The organism is Gemmatimonadota bacterium (genome assembly GCA_041390125.1).
Taxonomy (GTDB): Bacteria; Gemmatimonadota; Gemmatimonadetes; order Longimicrobiales; family Gaopeijiaceae; genus JAGQIF01.
This window is the reverse complement of sequence record JAWKQN010000007.1, coordinates 316300-332374: the sequence shown is the minus strand read 5'-3', so window position 1 is coordinate 332374 and position 16075 is coordinate 316300. Positions and strand designations below refer to the sequence as shown.

Genomic DNA, 16075 nt, shown 5'->3' with positions numbered 1-16075 from the left:
GGTGCTCTGGTGGCCCAGGAGCTCCTGGATGACACGCAGGTTGGTGCCTCCCTCCAGCAGGTGCGTCGCGAAGCTGTGCCGCAGGGTGTGGGTGGTCACGTTCTTGATGATGCCGGCGGCGCGCGCCGATTGCTTGACGATCCGCTGCACCGAGCGGGTGGTGAGGTGACGGTCTCGCCGGTCCCCGGGGAAGAGCCACGGGCCGGTGGGATACGCATCCGTGTACATCCGCACCGCGTCGACGGCGCGGCGGGCCAGCAGGGTGTAGCGGTCCTTCCGGCCCTTCGCTCTCCGCACCCGCACCAGCCCCCGGTCGAGGTCCAGGTCCTCGGGCTTCAGGCGCACGACCTCGCTCACCCGCAGGCCGGCCGAGTAGAGCAGCATCAGCAAGGCACGATGCTTCGGATTCCTCGTGCGCTTGAGCAGGCGGGACACCTCCTCCATGCTGAGCACGCTGGGGAGGGGACGGTCCCTCTTCGGTCTGGGGATGCGGAGCGCGAGCGTGGGCTGTCCCAGCACCGACTCGCACAGGAACCGCAGCGCGCTCACCGCCTGGCTCTGGTAGCTCCGCGACACCCCGCGATCCTCCACCAGGGACAGCAGGTACGCCTGCCCCTTCCCGGCAGGGTCATCCGGCAGGCGGGCGATCCCGTTCCCGCACCAGGTCAGGAAGCGCCGCAAGTGGCCGAGGTAGACCTTCACCGTCGTCCGCCCATACCCGCGCAGGACGAGGGCCTGCCGCACGCGATCGAGCAGGTCCTCCGCTTCGGGGAGATCGCCGTGGCGAACCGGGAGATGCGGTGGCGGGCCGGCCGGGCGGCCGTGTCTCGTCGGCGGGGGCGCACCGGCCGGAGCGGGTCGGTCTCCTGGAGGAGAGAGGGCGTCCGGTCGCTGCGACGGAGACCAGCCTCGCCGTGGGGCCGAGCGTTCCGGTACCTCCGATCGATCCCGCGGACCGGAGGGGACGTGGGGTCGCTCCCACGGTCGCGTCCCCGCCGCCACGGAGGGCTGGACCGGCTGGGGGCCGTCGGGGCCCCTGGCGCGCGCGCCGGTTCCCTCTTCCGTCACCACGACGACCCCGTCTTCGCCGAAGGCCGCCCTCAGGGCGCGCAGCGCCGCCTCGGCTCCCGGAGCCTGCCAGACCTTGCGCTCCGCAACGTACGTGCGGCCCGGCAGCGCGCGGACCGTCGCGAGGTCCGCCGCGCTGAATCCGCGGAGCAGCGTGATCTCGATCCGGTCGTCGGCCCGGATCCGGACGCGGGCGATGGGGCGTCTCTCCATCGACCAACGGAGGCGCGGCCCGGGCGGCGCGGCCATGGCGGGATGGGTCGGGCTTCGCCGGGCGGCCTCCGCCGCGGGTGCGTGGGTACGGCCGACCCGCAGTCCCGGCCACCGCGGAGGGACGCTACCGCCGGGGCCGCTTCGTGCCGCCCGCTGGGCCCTTCGTCCCCGCGGCCCGCTTGGCCTTCCGGGCCTCGTCCTCCCTGGCCTTCCGGGCCTCGTCCTTCTTGGCCGTCCGGGCCTCGTCCTTCCTCGCCTTCCTGTTTCGCCCTTCTTCGCCTTCCTGGCCTCGTCCTTCTTCCCCGCGGGCCTCTTCCCCCTCCGGGCCTCGCCCTACTTCGCCTTCCTGGCGTCGTCCTTCCTCGCCTTCTTCTCCTCGTTCTCCGCCACCCGGAAACGCACGATCCGCTGCACCAGATCGAGCGGCAGCGGCTCGGTGTGGGGAAACTGGACGGAGCCCTTCGCGTGCGTGTATCCCTCGAGCTCGTGCGCGAACGCCTCGATGCCGCTCGGTGTGGGATAGAACCCGACGTGGTTCGCGAACGCGGCGAAGTGGACCAACGAGCCGTGATGCTCGAAGGTCGGGATGCGGTAGCTGATCTTCTCCGACGCATCCGGCGCGGCTGCGCGGATGGTTGCGCGCAGCTCGTGCAGGCGCCCGCGCACCGCGGCGGGCTGGGCCTCGATGTAGCCGTCGATGCTGTCGGGCTCCACGTCCCCTCCGGAACCGGTCAGTCCATCGCCGGACGCGCGCTCAGGTATTCGAGCGCCAGTCCCGCCAGGGCGCGCATGCCGATCGGCAACGCGCGCTCGTCCGCGTAGAACAACGGGGAGTGGTTCGGCGCGCCCATCTCGGGGTTCTCCGGTGGGGTCACGCCCAGGCCGATGAACAGGCCCGGCACCTCGTTGGCGAAGTAGGAGAAATCCTCGGCCCCCATGATGGGCGGCGATTCGACGAGTCCCTGCGTGCCCACCACGCCGCGCAGGGTCTCCGTCATGCGGTCGGTCAGGGCCGCGTCGTTCGCAGTGACGGGATAGCCGATGTCGATCGTGACCTCGGCCTCGGCCCCCTGGGACGCCGCGATCGACTCGGCGGTGCGGCGGATGCGCTCGTGCACGAGCGTCTGGACCGCGGCGCTGTGCGACCGGATGGTGCCCACCATCACCACGGAGTCGGGGATGATGTTGCCGCGCACGCCACCCTGGATGGAGCCGATGGTCACGATGGCGGGCGAGTCGGTCAGGTCCACCTGTCGGCTCACGATGGTCTGGAGTCCCGTCACGATCAGCGACGACGTGACGATCGGGTCCGTGCCGCCCCACGGCATCGCCCCGTGCGTCTGCTTGCCCCGTACCACGATCCGCAGGTTGTCCGCGCTCGCCAGGAACCCGCCCTTGCGATAGAGGATCGACCCGACCGGCGCGGGGAACACGTGCAGCCCGAAGACGGCCTCGGGCACGGGATCCGAGAACGCCTGCTCCTCCAACATCAGTGCCGCGCCGCCGCGCTCTCCGGCGGGCGCCCCCTCCTCCGCGGGCTGGAAGATGAACTTGACCGTGCCCGGCAGGTCGGCGCGCATTCCCGCCAGCACCGACGCCACCCCCATCAGGATGGCGACGTGGTTGTCGTGCCCGCAGGCGTGCATCACGCCCACGTCCTGGCCGTTGTATTCGGTCCGGACCTTGGATGCGAACGGCAGATCCACCATCTCGGTGACGGGCAGCGCGTCCATGTCCGCGCGCAGCGCCACCACCGGTCCCGGCCGTCCGCCGCGCAACACGCCCACGACGCCGGTGTGGGCCACCTCGGTGCGGACCTCCATGCCCAGCCCACGCAGGTGCTCCGCCACCAGCGCGGCCGTGCGGAACTCCCGGTTGCCGAGCTCCGGATGCTGGTGGATGTCACGACGCCACTCGACCACCTGTCCCTCGACGGCCTCGACGGCGGCCTGGATCCGGTCGGCCATGCCACCGCTCTGAGCGTGGAGCGGGGTGGCGAGAAGGAGGGCGCCCAACAGGATCGCCGGAATCTGCTTCATGGAGGACCTCGGGTACTGTGGGACAGGAGGGGCCGCAGTGCCGCTTCGAGGCCGGAACCTACGGGGGACGGGGCCGGTCCCGCACGCGCAGGCGCAGAGGGGCCGGCGGGGAGGGAGTGCGAGGGCGATCGACCGGCACGGATGAGGGCGGCGAGGGCGACCGGCATTCCATGAAGGCGGCGAGGTGGACCGGCAGCCGTCCGCAGGGGAGAGTGGGGGCGGTCGGCCGGCAGCCGTCCAGAAAGGCGAGGGCGATCATTCGGCGACTGGCCGCGGAGGGCCGCACTCCCGGTACGGGACCGTCGGGTTAGATTCCGGCCCGCATCGCAGCGCCGCCGCGGAGAGGGCCCCGCGCCCGCACCGGGAACTCCGCGTGGCAGACGCGCGATCGATCGCCCGGACCGTCCATCCACCCGACCCGACCCCGACTCCATGGCCGAGCAGAAGTTCATCTACCACACCCACCGCCTCACCAAGGTGGTGCCGCCGCAGCGCAAGATCCTCGAGGACATCAGCATCTCGTTCTTCCCCGGCGCCAAGATCGGCGTGGTGGGACCGAACGGCTCGGGGAAGAGCTCGCTGCTCAAGATCATGGCCGGCGTGGACGCCGACTTCCAGGGCGAGGCCTGGGCCATGAAGGGGACGCGCATCGGGTACCTGGCGCAGGAGCCCGAGCTGGACCCGACGCTCGACGTGAAGGGCAACGTGGAGCTGGCGGTGAAGGAGACGCGGGACCTGCTGCGGCGCTTCGAGGAGGTCAACCTGGCGTTCGGCGAGGTGACCGACGACGACCAGATGAACGCGCTCATCGAGGAGCAGGCGTCCCTCCAGGAGAAGATCGAAGCGGCCGACGCCTGGGAGCTGGACCGCAAGCTGGAGATCGCCATGGACGCGCTCCGGCTTCCGCCCGCCGACGCGGACGTGACCACGCTCTCCGGTGGCGAGCGCCGCCGCGTGGCACTCTGCAAGGTGCTGCTGGAGCAGCCCGACATGCTGCTCCTGGACGAGCCCACCAACCACCTGGACGCCGAGTCCGTGGCCTGGCTGGAGCATCACCTCTCCGCCTTCCCCGGCACCATCGTCGCCATCACGCACGACCGCTACTTCCTGGACAACGTGGCCCAGTGGATCCTGGAGCTGGACCGCGGCAAGGGGATCCCGTGGAAGGGCAACTACACCTCCTGGCTGGAGCAGAAGCAGGAGCGCTTCCGCGTGGAGGAGAAGCAGAACTCGGCGCGCGCCAAGACGCTGGAGCGTGAGCTCGACTGGGTGCGCATGGCGCCCCGCGCCCGCCAGTCCAAGGGCAAGGCCCGTCTCTCCGCGTACGAGGCGCTGCTGGCCGCGGACGAGCGCGAGCAGGTGCGCACCGCCGAAATCCTGATCCCCAAGGGCCCGCGTCTGGGTGACGTGGTCATCCGCGCCGACCACCTGAAGAAGGGCTACGACGACCGCCTCCTGGTGGACGATCTCTCCTTCGACGTGCCGCCCGGCGCCATCGTGGGGATCATCGGCGCCAACGGCGCGGGGAAGACCACGCTCTTCCGCATGATCACCGGCCAGGAGCAGCCCGACGGCGGCACGCTCAAGGTGGGAGAGACCGTGCAGCTCGCCTATGTGGACCAGAGCCGCGCCGCGCTCGCAGGCGACCACACCGTCTTCGAGGAGGTCACGGGCGGGTTGGACACGCTGCAGTTCGGTCGCGCCGAGGTGAACGGCCGCGCCTACCTGTCCTGGTTCAACTTCCGGGGCGCCGACCAGCAGAAGAAGGTGGGCGTCCTCTCCGGCGGCGAGCGCAACCGGCTGCACCTGGCCAAGCTGCTCAAGGAAGGCGGCAACGTCCTGCTGCTGGACGAGCCCACCAACGACCTGGACGTGGACACGCTGCGCGCGCTGGAGGACGCCATCCTGCAGTTCGCCGGTTGCGTGCTGGTCATCTCCCACGACCGCTGGTTCCTGGACCGCGTGGCCACCCACATCCTCGCCTTCGAGGGCGACAGCGAGGTGGTCTGGTATCCGGGCAACTACCAGGAGTACGAGGAGGACCGGAAGAAGCGGCTGGGCGCCGAGGCCGCGCAGCCCCACCGCCTCAAGTACCGGAAGCTCGTGCACGGCTGAGGGAGCGACTCCCGGACAGGTTCCGGGTCGAGGTGCACCGCTGAGACCCGGGTGGCGCGGATCCGCGCGGGCGGCGGCGGGCGTGCCGTCGCCGCCCCGCCGGAATCCATGTCCACTCTGGCACCGACCCGACGCCGGGATTCCCGGCGGCCATGCCGGCCGCACCTGAACGGGGATACCGCCATGTACGATACGACGACGTCGGGACCGTCCCGGTCCCTTGCACTCCCGAAGACTCCGATCCGACCGCTTCTCACTGCGACGCTCTGCGCGCTCCTCGTCGGCGCGTGCGACCACGACTCCCCGAGCGAGCCTCGCGAGCCCAGGCCCGAGGCGCTGACGCGGGCGGCCGCTCCGGCGTGGGCCGCGAAGGTGATCGCGTCGCTGCCGTCCTCCGCTCGTCCGGTCTGGGATGCCTGCCGTACCGCCGGAACGCTCCACCCCGCAGGCACGCCGTTCGACGTGGGGATCAACTGCCGCATCGTCACCGTGGACGGCGTGGACCGGCGCTACGTGGTCCACGTTCCCAACCATCCGCTCGTGACGTCCGGCGCGGATGTCCCGCTCATCGTGATGTACCACGGCAGCGCGCAGCATGGAGAGCTGTTCTACGAGCAGTCCTCCTGGCAGGAGGAAGCCGACGCCAATGGGTGGATCGTCGCCTTCCCCAGCGGAGTGACCTACCGCCTGTCGAGTGGCAGCTCCGAGACCAAGTGGAACGCATACGGGCTGATCCAGGAGATCGATACCACCTGGGTCCCGGCCGGTCTGCCCGCGGGCTCGCCCTGGCCGCTGGACGATATCGCCTTCACCACGACGCTGCTCGACGACGCCGAGGCGAGCGCTCGCATCGACACCCGCCGCATCCACGTGTCGGGATTCTCCAACGGCGGCAGCTTCGCGGGCCGGGTGGCCATCGAGCTCGGCGCCCGCGTCGCGTCGGGCGCGGCCGTCACCCGGCCCTTCCCGCAGGCCTTCGTCGCCTCCGTCCCGATCCCCTTCCAGTTCCTCCTCGGAACCCAGGACTCGTACGCGATCCAGGGCATCAACGCGGACCTCCTGCCGGGCCAGCCGCCCGTAGCGGCCGTACCGCTGAATGCCGCGGTGCTGTTCAGCTACGCGGACATGGACGAACGCCGCGTGGCCATGGCCGCGTCCCTGCAACTCGACGACGCAGCCTTCACGGTGTCGGCGGGCGGCGGAGCCACCGGGATGACCTGGCAGACGCCACTACCGGGCAACGTCAGCGGCAACGAGCTCGAATGGTGGATCGTCGCGGGCCTCCAGCACGAGTTCGCGCGCGGGCCGGGGCGGCGCTATCCGCCGAACAACCCGGGCGGCATCGATGCGCCGCGGCTGTTCGGTGCGTTCTTCGCCACGCACACGAAGTAGGGGACGGGCGAGGACCCGCTACCCGCGCGGGGGCGGGTCCTCGCACCGTAGCGGTCAGCGGGCGAGCGCCTCGGCCTTGTCGAACCAGATCGGGAAGTTCAGGCACGTCCGGTAGTAGCAGACCGTGTTGCGACCGTCTGGATCGCACGTCACCTCGCTCAGGAAGCAGATGCGGGTGGGCGAGTACCACTGGAAGGATGGGCACGGACCCCGACATCCGGTGGGCGTCGGCGTAGGATCGATCGGTACCGCGGTGCCCACCAGCGGGCGGGACGGTGCCGTGTGCTTCAGCAACACGTCGCTCCGCCCATACCGGCTCTGGAACGCCACCACATCGTCGACCAGCGCGTTCAACGCAGTCACGTGCTCGGGGAGCACGTCGCCCGCCGCCTCCATGCGCTGCTGCAGCGACATGGCCTGCTGGTACAGCGCATACAACTCGGCGTCCTCCGCTTCGCCCGGCGGATGGGCGGGGGAGTCGCAGCCGGCCAGCAGCACGCACGCGCCGACCAGCAGACGCCAGGACGATCTGTTCCTCGGGGGCATCGCTTCCTCCGTGGGTTTGGGAGATCCCTCGGTAGGAAAGCGCCAAGGAGCGATCGACGGCTCAGCGGGCGCGCCAGTTCCTGGTCAATGCGGCGATGAGGCGCTCAGCACCCGTGCCAGCGCCTCCGCCCGACCCGAGAGCCGGCTCGCCTTCCCCTGGTAGAGACGACCGGACCCGCCCCCCCGGCCGCCCAGCGCCTCGGCCACGGCGGGCCCGACGCGCGGGAGGTCGAGCGTGGCCTCGGGGCCGGCGGCCAGCACGAAGGCGCCTTCCTCGCCCGGGCCACAGGTGAGGAAGGCCGCGGCGGCCGGAGCCATGCGCTCCAGCTCGCGCGCGATGCGCTGCAGGAACGGGAGACCGCGCTCCGGGAAGTGCGCGTCCCAGAGCGCATGCCCGGCCGCGGCGAAGCGCTCCGCGGTGGCCACCGCCAGCTCCTCCTCCAGCGCCCGCACGCTCCGGTGCGCTTCCTTGAGCTGGGCCAGCTTCGCTTCCACGGCGCCGACCAGCTCGCTGTCGCCCACGCCCAGCACCCCGCGCAGCGCCGCCGCGCGCGCATGGTGCGCACCCAGCGTCCGGCGCATCCGGCCGCCCGCGACGTAGAACAGCCGCGTGCCGCCGCGCACAGGCTCGGTGCCCAGCAGCTTCACCGCCTCCAGCTCCGCGGTGGACGCGCAGTGGGTGCCCCCGCAGGTGTTGAGATCGATGCCGTCGATCTCCACCAGGCGGATGCTGCCCGTGTGCCCGGCCGGCAAGCCGCGCGAGCGCACCGGGAGCGTGGCGTAGGTCTCCGCGTCCACCCGCCGCGCGGTCACGGGCCGGGCCGCGCGCACCTCCGCCGCCACGGCCTCCTCCAGATCCGCCACCTGCGCGGAGGAGAGCCCGGGGACGTCCAGTTCGATATCGGAGACGTCCTCCCCCAGATGGAACGCGGTGGTGTGCCACCCGTGCCGGGTGTCCGCCACCGCCGTGAGCAGGTGCTGCGCGGTGTGCTGCTGCATGTGGTCGAACCGGCGCGCCCAATCGAGCTCCACACGCACCGGGCCGGAGGGCGCCGGACCCGCCAGGACGTGGCGGATCCGGCCCTCCACGCGCTGCACGTCCAGCACGGCCACGCCGGCCACCGTGCCCCGGTCCGCCGGCTGTCCGCCGCCTTCGGGATACAGCACGGTGTCGGTGAGCACCACGTACGGCCGGCCGTCCTGTTCGCCGGTCTCCAGCACCTCGGTCTCCAGGCGCACCTGGCGCGGATCGCGCTCGTACGCCGGAAGGGTCTCCAGCTCCATCACGGTCTGTTCGTCCCTGCGGTCACGGTCTGCTCGTCCCTCCGGTCACGGTCTGCTCGTCCCTCCGGTCACCGTCTGTCTGTCCCTGCGGTCACGATGCGGTCGCCCACGCCATCCCGTTCTGCTCATCCTTCCGGTCGCTTGATCTCGTAGCCCGCCGGCGGCTCCTGGCCCAGCAGGTGCTCCACGAAGAAGTCCCAACGCCGCCGCACGAAGTAGGGCTCGTTGAGCCCGTGCGCGCGGTTCGGCGCGATGATCAGATCGAAGTCCTTGTTGGCCTTGATCAGCTCGTCCACGACCTGGATGGTCATGGCCGGATGCACGTTGTCGTCCATGTCGCCATGCATGAGCAGGAGCTTCCCCTTCAAGTTGGCCGCATGGGACTTGTTGGCCTCCTCCTCGAAGTTGTCCGTGCCCTTCACGGTGTCGCGCACCAGCTCGCCCTGGTACTTCTCGGCCCAGTAGATGTTGTAGCTGCGGTTGTCGTGGTTGCCCGCGCCGGCCACGCCCACCTTGAAGAAGTCCGGGAAGCGGAACATGGCGTCCGTGGTGGCGAAGCCTCCACCGGAATGCCCGTAGATGCCCACCCGGTCCAGGTCGATGAAGGGATACCGGGCCGCGAGTTGACGGATGGCCGTGATGTGGTCGGGCAGACCGTTGTCGTTGAAGTCGCCGTAGTAGTTGTCGTGGAAGGCCTTGGACCGCCAGGGCGTGCCCAGGTGGTCGAGCTGGATGACCACGAAGCCGAGCTGCGCCAGGGCGAAGTCGTCCCCGCCGCTGCGGAAGTCCCACGTGCGTCCCACGGAGCCCACCTGCGGGCCCGGGTAGATGTGCGTGATGATCGGGTAGCTGCCGTTCGGGTCCACGTCCGGCGGGAAGTAGATCAGCCCGTAGAGATCGGTCACACCGTCACGGGCCTTGACCGTGAACACCTCCGCGGGCTGGAAGCCGATCTCCTCCTCGAGGCGATGGATGTCCGCCGTCTCCAGCGGGAGCAGCACGCGGCCGTCCCGTCCCGACCGGAGCAGGCTTTCCGGCGCGGAGCCGATCTTCGAGACGCGGTCCACGAACACCGAGCCGTCCGGCGACCAGGTGATGTCGTGGTGGCCGTCTTCCGGCGTCAGCAGCGTCAAGCCCGAGCCGTCCAGGTTGACGCGATAGAGGTACGCCTCGTAGACGAGTCGATCCGCCTCGCGGCCACGCGCGACGAAGTACACCTGTCCGCGCGGCTCGTCCACGTGCATGACGCGCTCCACCATCCACGGGCCCGAGGTGAGCTGACGCTCCACCGCACCGCTTTCGTCCAGCAGATAGAGATGGGCCCATCCGTCCCGCTGGGACCACCAGAGCACGTTCCCGTCCCCGAACACGTACCAGGACGCGGGGTCCAGCCGGCTGCCGTGCGACATCTCCACGTACGTCTTGCTGGTCTCGTGCGCGAGCTGGCGGTGCTGCCCGGTGTTCACGTCCACCGCCGTCAGGAACATGTCCTTGTATGCCCGCGTGGTGGACGTCACGTAGAGCGTGGACCCGTCCTCGCTCCAGGCCGAGTCCGGCAGCGAGCCCTGGAAGGAGGACTGCAGCGGACGCATGGGGAACGTCACCGCCACGTTGCCCACCACGCGCGGAAGGGCCGCATCGCTGTCCACCGCCTCCGGCGGCTCCAACGTGATCACGTGCACGTTCGGGAACGGGATGACGGAGTCCCCCGGGAGCGCGTACGGATAGGAGTAGTGCACCGGTCGCTGCGGCGTCATGGACAGGTAGTGGTGATGCTCCACGTCCCGCTCGTCCTGGCGTGCCACCGCAAGGCGCCGGGAATCGGGGGACCAGCGCACATCCGGCCGCCGCGGGGTCTTCTCCCGCACCTGGTTGGGACGCGCCACCGTCAGGCCGTAGCTGTTGAACTCCGCGCCGTCGGTGGTGACGCGCACGGAGTCGCCGCCCCCGGTCGGACGGACGTACAGGTCGTGCTCCACCACGAAGGCCTCCCAGCGCCCGTCCGGAGACTCCACGTAGGGCACGTCGCTCGGCAACGTGTCGCCCACCGTGCAGGCGTACTGTGTGATGTCGCAGACGAAGCGGCGCTTCCTCGCCTTGAACTCGATCGAGCGCAGCTCATCCACGAACTCGAAGGTCGTGAAGGGCAGCTTCGTGCCCACGTAGGCGGTGTCGTCCGCCATCGACATGGCCGCCGCCAGCCGATGCGCGTCGAACAGAGGCCGGCGCGAAGGTACCGCCGGGTCCACCAGGATGAACTCGTGACCCTCGCCCAGGTGGTTGCGGTACCAGAACCGGCGCCCGTCCTCCAGCCATTCGGGCGCCACCTCGTCTCCCGAGATCATCCGCTCGGTGTGCCAGGACAGGAAGCGCTCCGCGCGATTGTAGTCGACGGTCTGCGCTTCGGCGGCCTCCGCCAGAGGAAGGAGGGCGGCGCACGCCGCCAGGAACGAGACGGGACGCAGGACGGGGACGGACATGGGCACGCTCCTTGGGGAGGGACGTGTAGAGGCGACCGCACGGCGCGGACGTGGAGGAGGTGCCGCGCACGGAGGGCGAATGTAGGACGGCGGAGCGGATGGGACGAGCGGTGCGCCCGCCCTCAGCCCCTCTCCCCGCCCACCCGCAGCAGGCCGGCCAGGACCAGGAAGCCCAGCGCGGCCGCCAGGACGCCGGCCAGACCGCCGGGGCCGGGGACGCGGCGCAGGGGCAGGAGCAGCAGGAAGCAGAGCGCGGCCAGGCTGGCCGCGAAAGCCGTGCGCGGCAGCTCCCCCGACGCCCCCCGCCGCACGGGCAGGTCCAGCCGGGCCACCGCGGCCAGCAGCTCGGCCGTGGCCACCACCGCAAAGAGCGTCGCGCCCAGCCGCAGCAGCGCCTCCGGGCCGAGCGGTCCCGACGATCTCAGCACCCACCCCGCGAGCAGGACCTGCCCGGCCACCACCTGCAGCGTGATGGCCGCCGGGACCTGCACGGCACCCAACACCAGCGCGCCGTACACGAGCGCGAGCTGCGCGGGCGCGCCCGCCACGTGGAAGGCGCGCGCGGTGGCGACCCCCAGCGCCAGCGCCAGCAGCGCCAGGGCCACGCGGGCCGGGCCCCACCGCTCGAGTCGGGTCCGCCCGCTCATCCGGCCCGCACGGCCGCGCGGTTGGGGTGGCTCAGCGCATCCAGGCGCCGCCGGAGCGTCTGCACCGCCGGGCCGACGCCGTCGGTGACCGTCACCAGCGCGGTCGGGATGCCGGCGCGCACCAGCGCGTGTCGCTCGGCGTCGCGCTGCGCGCGCCACAAGGCGCGGGTGGCGCGGTCCACCGCATCGCCCGTGTCCGGCAGCAGGTCCTCCGTGTCGATCACCAGCACGGCCACCGCGTGCCCCACGCGGCGGTAGTGCAGGAGCGGCGGCAGGAACATCTGCGAACGCAACGTGCTCACGCCTACGATCAGCGCGTCGTGCGGCACCTCCACACGGCTGCGCTGGCCCCGTGGGCGGGCCTGCCGCTCCGCCGCCCCACCCACGCCCAGCAGCGCATCCAGCAGCATCCACCGCGCGCGCCGTCCACCCCGCGGCGGTAGCCAGGCCGCCGTGCGACCGGTCGCCAGCAGGCCCACCCGGTCCTGCACCTGCAGGTGGGCCGATGCCACTGCCCACGCGGCCCGGGCCGCGCGCGCGAGCGCTTCGTTGCCGCCGGCATCGTCCCCGAACACCACGTCCAGCAGGAGCAGCACCGTACCGGTGCGCTCCGGGTGGTTCACGCGCACCCAGGGCGTCCCCAGGCGCGCCGAGGTGGCCCAGGAGATGTCGCGCAGCCGGTCGCCCGGCCGGTACGGACGCAGCTCGGCAAAGTCCGTCCCATGCCCGCGCTGCCGCGCGACGTGCATCCCTGCGCTGGCGCGCGCCTCGGTGGGCTCGAGCAGGCGGCTGAGCCGCAGCGTGGTGGGAAGGATCCGGAGCGTAGGCGCATCCGCCAGCTTGCGCTCCTCCATCCGCAGGCTGCCTGGACGGCGGGCCCGCACCCACAGCTCGCCGGTCTCGTGCACGCCCCACGCGTCCGCGCGCAGACGGAAGCGGAACGTGGCGGGTCCCGAGGCGGCGGGCAGCGACCACGCCAGGACGGGGGCCGGATCGACCGGCGTGACACCGCGGGCGCCGGTGAGCAGCACGTCCACGTCGGCGTCCCCGCGCCACTCCACCGTCACGGTGCCCGCGACCTCGCCCCCTTCGACGGCCCGCAGCGCGTCCAGCTCCACCGCGCCCGCGAGCGCGAAGGGCTCGCGATCGGACAGCCCCAACGCCGCCAGCACCAGGAAGGGGGCGCCCAGCGCGACCAGCACCGCCTGCCCGGTGGCCAGGGCGGCGACCAGCGCGCCGAAGCCGGCCACGAGATACGCGGGCAGCCGCGGATCGGCCCGCCAGCGCGCCTCGGAGCCGGGCTCGCGCGTGCTCACCGCACGCCCGGCACGCGCACGCGGTCCACGGCGCGCCGGACCACCTCCTCGGCGTCCACGCGTCGGGCCCAGGCGTCGTCGCTCAGCACCACGCGATGCGCCAGGGCCGGCACGGCCACGTCCCGCAGGTCGTCCGGCCCCACGAACGCGCGTCCCGCCAGGAGCGCGGTGGCGCGGGCCAGCTTGACCAGGGCCAACGTGCCGCGCGGGCTCGAGCCCACCGCCAGCTCGGGATCCGTACGGGTCTCGCGCACCAACGTCACACAGTAGGCCAGCAGCGACGGCTCCACGTGCACCGCCTCCACCGATTGCTGCACCGCGCGGAACGTGGGCGCGTCACAGACGGGTGTGAGGGTCACGTCGTCGGTGCGCCGCGCCACACGGGCCTCCAGCATGGCGACCTCGTCGGCTTCGGCCGGATAGCCCATGGTGGTGCGGAGCAGGAACCGGTCGAGCTGGGCCTCGGGCAGCGGATACGTGCCCTCGGACTCGATGGGGTTCTGGGTGGCGATGACCAGGAAGGGTCGCGGCAGCGGATAGGTGGTGCCGTCCGCGGTGACCTGGCGCTCCTGCATCGCCTCGAGCAGCGCGGCCTGGGTCTTGGCGGGTGCGCGGTTCACCTCGTCGGCCAGCAGCAGATGGCTGAACACCGGTCCGGAACGGAACTCGGGCCGATGCGTGGCCAGGTCCAGGACCAGCGAGCCCGTGATGTCGGCCGGCATGACGTCCGGGGTGAACTGCACCCGCGCGAAGTCGAGTCCGGCTGCGGCCGCCAGCGAGCGGGCCGTCAGCGTCTTGGCTACGCCCGGCACGTCGTCCAGCAGGACGTGTCCGTCCGCCAGCAGACCGGTGAGGATGCGCCGGATCACGTCCCGCTTGCCCACCACGGCGCGGCAGACCTCGTCCAGGATGCGCTCCGCGACCGCGAACGCGTCCTCGAGCGGAAGCGCGGCGGGCGGCGGGGATGGCCGCTCGTCCATCGGGGTCGAAGGCGCGTGCGAGGGCGTGGTGCTCATGGGACTCCGGGGCCCGAGGGGGGGCGAGGACCGCGCGCGCCCCGTGCGGCACGGTCGATGTCGGTCAGGATGCGCTCCACCGCTTCGGCCACGGCCCGGGGGGCCGGCGGATGCGCCCGATACCAGCGCAGACGCCGCTCGGGCGCCGCCTCCAGGACCGCGCGCACCTCGGGCGACAACTGCGCGCGGGCCCGGGCACCAGCGGAAGGATCCCGCGGATCGAGCGCGAGCGCCGCGCGCGCGATCGGCGCCAGCGCGCGCAGCACGGCGGGCGGGAGCGCGGGGCCACCCTCGATCGGCTGGCGCCAGCCGTACAGGCGCGCACGCAGCGCGCCCGTGCCGCTCCGGCGCCCGCGGCGTCGGCGTGCGCCCCCGCCGCGCGCGAACGGCGACATCCAGCGGAACGGGGACATCCAGCCGGTGGCGGGCACGCTGCGCGACAGGGCGTGCAGCCCGGCGGCCACGGCGGCCGTGGCCACGACCACCTTCACGATGCTCGCCGCGTGCTGAGGTGCGGCCAGCAGGACCATCCCACCGATCGCGATGGCCGCCGCGGTGACGGGCCCGGCGCGCAGCGTGGGATCGCTCATGCGTGGCCGGCGGACGAGGGGTGCGGCGCGTGCGTCGGCGCGGCGGTGGCGCCCAACGCCCGCAGGCTCTCCTCGAGCGCGGCGGCGGCGGTCACCGCGTGCGTTTCCTGGAGCGGGACGGGACTGAACTGCGCGTGCACGTACAGGGCCCCCAGACGGTGGAAGGGCGTCGCCGGCTCGACGTGCAAGCGCGCGAGCGCGCGCCGCAGGTGCTCCAGCGGCGCTTCGTGGGGCTCGCGTCCCGCTTCGCGCGCCGCCAGCGCGGCCAGGAGCCGACGATAGGCCAGCGTGGTGCGTCCCCGCGGGTCGTCCCCGAGGGCGACCGGGAGCTCCGGTGGGGGACCCGCGTCCACCGCAGGTTCGGGAGCGCTCCGCAGGGAGAGGGACCAGCGCCGGCCGCGTCTGCGCGCCTGCCCGCGTGCATAGACCCACGCCAGCGCCACGATCACGAGCAGCACGAGCACGCCGCCCAGTCGTCGCATCCAGACCGCCAGCGGGCTCTCCACGGGAGCAGGGACCGGATCGGTGAGTGACTCGGTGCTCGTCGGATCGGGCCCCGCCGTGACGGGCGAATCCCCCCCGCGGCTCGGGGGCGGAGGGAGTGAACCACGATTCGTGTCTCCATCGCCAGGAATCGCGCGCGCGCCTCCGGTGCTGGACCCGGGGCCCGCCTCGGTCCCAGGCAGCGCCGGCCCGAGCAGCGCGCTCCACGCCGCCAGCACCACCATGATCAGCAGCGCCGCGCGGAGCGGGCGGGCGAGGGGCTCCGCACGCGGCGCGCTCTCGGCGCGCAGACGCTCGCGCTGCCGCAGGAGGACGAGGACCCCCAGCGCCACGGCCGCGAAGCCGAGCGCGCGCACGAGCGTGATGCGCGTCCCCGGCGGGGTCGGCGGCCCGACGAGCGCGAGGCCGTTCGCCGCGACGGCCACGACCGCGCACACCAGCAACACCGCTCCGGCCCGCAGCAGCGGAGCGGCAGGGGCACGGGGGTCGAGGAGAGCCGGGAGCGCCACGTTGCGGATGGGACCGAGCGGAGGGAGAGGAGGGGACCCGAGCGCGTGCCTCGATCCCTCGGGGCGGAAGCGCGAGCCGGTACAGACTCGCTCGCACGGCCCCCATCGAGCGGGCAATGTGGGCCGCCTCTCGTGACGGTGCAAACCGGGGCGCGAGGCGTCGTAGCTCCTTCTTGACAGCGGGTCCGCGCGCGCCGCACGTTGCCCGCCACCCCAAACAGAAGGTCCCCCCGGGGCTTCACGGTCCAGAGAATTGGATGCCGTCTTCGTTCGCGGGGAACGGAGACGCATAGACGACCGGCTCTGCCGGTCACGGCCGACTGGCCGGAATCCGTCACGCCTCTCCCAACAGACTG

13 protein-coding genes are annotated in these 16075 nt (G+C 72.2%); 2 read left to right on the top strand and 11 right to left on the bottom strand.

Features of this window, described 5'->3' with window-relative positions:
* From R3E98_09305 to R3E98_09295, 3 genes are all read right to left on the bottom strand, one after another.
* Positions 1-1281, bottom strand: a 1281-nt coding sequence (locus tag R3E98_09305; protein ID MEZ4423595.1) for a tyrosine-type recombinase/integrase, incomplete at its 3' end; no start/stop codon positions are given.
* Between the two features lie 333 nt (positions 1282-1614).
* Positions 1615-1995 (bottom strand): DUF1801 domain-containing protein, encoded by a 381-nt coding sequence (locus R3E98_09300; GenBank protein MEZ4423594.1) that lies wholly within the window; start codon positions 1993-1995, stop codon positions 1615-1617.
* A gap of 17 nt (positions 1996-2012) precedes the next feature.
* On the bottom strand, positions 2013-3320 hold the full coding sequence (locus R3E98_09295) for an amidohydrolase (GenBank protein MEZ4423593.1): 1308 nt from the start codon (positions 3318-3320) through the stop codon (positions 2013-2015).
* A 432-nt stretch (positions 3321-3752) separates the two neighbouring features.
* Between R3E98_09295 and ettA the strand changes: the two genes are divergently transcribed.
* Together ettA and R3E98_09285 are read left to right on the top strand one after the other, a co-directional pair.
* Positions 3753-5435, top strand: coding sequence for an energy-dependent translational throttle protein EttA (gene ettA / locus R3E98_09290; protein MEZ4423592.1), 1683 nt, complete (start codon positions 3753-3755; stop codon positions 5433-5435).
* A 183-nt stretch (positions 5436-5618) separates the two neighbouring features.
* Positions 5619-6827: a hypothetical protein gene (locus R3E98_09285; protein MEZ4423591.1), complete on the top strand. Its 1209-nt coding sequence runs from the start codon at positions 5619-5621 to the stop codon at positions 6825-6827.
* A gap of 54 nt (positions 6828-6881) precedes the next feature.
* On the opposite strand, the gene R3E98_09280 is transcribed toward R3E98_09285, so the two are convergent.
* The 8 genes from R3E98_09280 to R3E98_09245 all read right to left on the bottom strand — a co-directional run bounded on the left by R3E98_09280 (position 6882) and on the right by R3E98_09245 (position 15719).
* Positions 6882-7373, bottom strand: coding sequence for a hypothetical protein (locus tag R3E98_09280; GenBank protein MEZ4423590.1), 492 nt, complete (start codon positions 7371-7373; stop codon positions 6882-6884).
* A gap of 84 nt (positions 7374-7457) precedes the next feature.
* A complete protein-coding gene (locus tag R3E98_09275; GenBank protein ID MEZ4423589.1) occupies positions 7458-8657 on the bottom strand; it encodes an alanyl-tRNA editing protein in 1200 nt (399 codons plus the stop codon).
* A gap of 125 nt (positions 8658-8782) precedes the next feature.
* Positions 8783-11137 (bottom strand): DPP IV N-terminal domain-containing protein, encoded by a 2355-nt coding sequence (locus R3E98_09270; GenBank protein ID MEZ4423588.1) that lies wholly within the window; start codon positions 11135-11137, stop codon positions 8783-8785.
* Between the two features lie 122 nt (positions 11138-11259).
* Positions 11260-11784, bottom strand: a complete 525-nt coding sequence (locus R3E98_09265) for a hypothetical protein (protein MEZ4423587.1) — start codon at positions 11782-11784, stop codon at positions 11260-11262.
* The gene (locus tag R3E98_09260; GenBank protein MEZ4423586.1) at positions 11781-13100 is read right to left on the bottom strand and encodes a DUF58 domain-containing protein; all 1320 of its coding nucleotides are present in this window, start codon (positions 13098-13100) and stop codon (positions 11781-11783) included. Before R3E98_09260 ends, R3E98_09265 begins: the two co-directional genes overlap by 4 nt.
* Positions 13097-14116 (bottom strand): MoxR family ATPase, encoded by a 1020-nt coding sequence (locus R3E98_09255; GenBank protein ID MEZ4423585.1) that lies wholly within the window; start codon positions 14114-14116, stop codon positions 13097-13099. Before R3E98_09255 ends, R3E98_09260 begins: the two co-directional genes overlap by 4 nt.
* A complete protein-coding gene (locus R3E98_09250; GenBank protein ID MEZ4423584.1) occupies positions 14113-14706 on the bottom strand; it encodes a hypothetical protein in 594 nt (197 codons plus the stop codon). The genes R3E98_09255 and R3E98_09250 overlap by 4 nt, the downstream gene beginning before the upstream one ends.
* A complete protein-coding gene (locus tag R3E98_09245; GenBank protein ID MEZ4423583.1) occupies positions 14703-15719 on the bottom strand; it encodes a DUF4129 domain-containing protein in 1017 nt (338 codons plus the stop codon). Before R3E98_09245 ends, R3E98_09250 begins: the two co-directional genes overlap by 4 nt.
* Positions 15720-16075: the final 356 nt, after the last annotated feature.

What these genes read in the sequence shown, in the direction of transcription:
- R3E98_09275 (MEZ4423589.1), bottom strand. Translation starts at nt 8,657, where the DNA reads ATGGAGCTGGAGACCCTTCCGGCGTACGAGCGCGATCCGCGCCAGGTG.
- R3E98_09265 (MEZ4423587.1), bottom strand. Translation starts at nt 11,784, where the DNA reads ATGAGCGGGCGGACCCGACTCGAGCGGTGGGGCCCGGCCCGCGTGGCC.
- R3E98_09250 (MEZ4423584.1), bottom strand. Translation starts at nt 14,706, where the DNA reads ATGAGCGATCCCACGCTGCGCGCCGGGCCCGTCACCGCGGCGGCCATC.
- R3E98_09285 (MEZ4423591.1), top strand. Translation starts at nt 5,619, where the DNA reads ATGTACGATACGACGACGTCGGGACCGTCCCGGTCCCTTGCACTCCCG.
- ettA (MEZ4423592.1), top strand. Translation starts at nt 3,753, where the DNA reads ATGGCCGAGCAGAAGTTCATCTACCACACCCACCGCCTCACCAAGGTG.
- R3E98_09295 (MEZ4423593.1), bottom strand. Translation starts at nt 3,320, where the DNA reads ATGAAGCAGATTCCGGCGATCCTGTTGGGCGCCCTCCTTCTCGCCACC.
- R3E98_09255 (MEZ4423585.1), bottom strand. Translation starts at nt 14,116, where the DNA reads ATGAGCACCACGCCCTCGCACGCGCCTTCGACCCCGATGGACGAGCGG.
- R3E98_09280 (MEZ4423590.1), bottom strand. Translation starts at nt 7,373, where the DNA reads ATGCCCCCGAGGAACAGATCGTCCTGGCGTCTGCTGGTCGGCGCGTGC.
- R3E98_09270 (MEZ4423588.1), bottom strand. Translation starts at nt 11,137, where the DNA reads ATGTCCGTCCCCGTCCTGCGTCCCGTCTCGTTCCTGGCGGCGTGCGCC.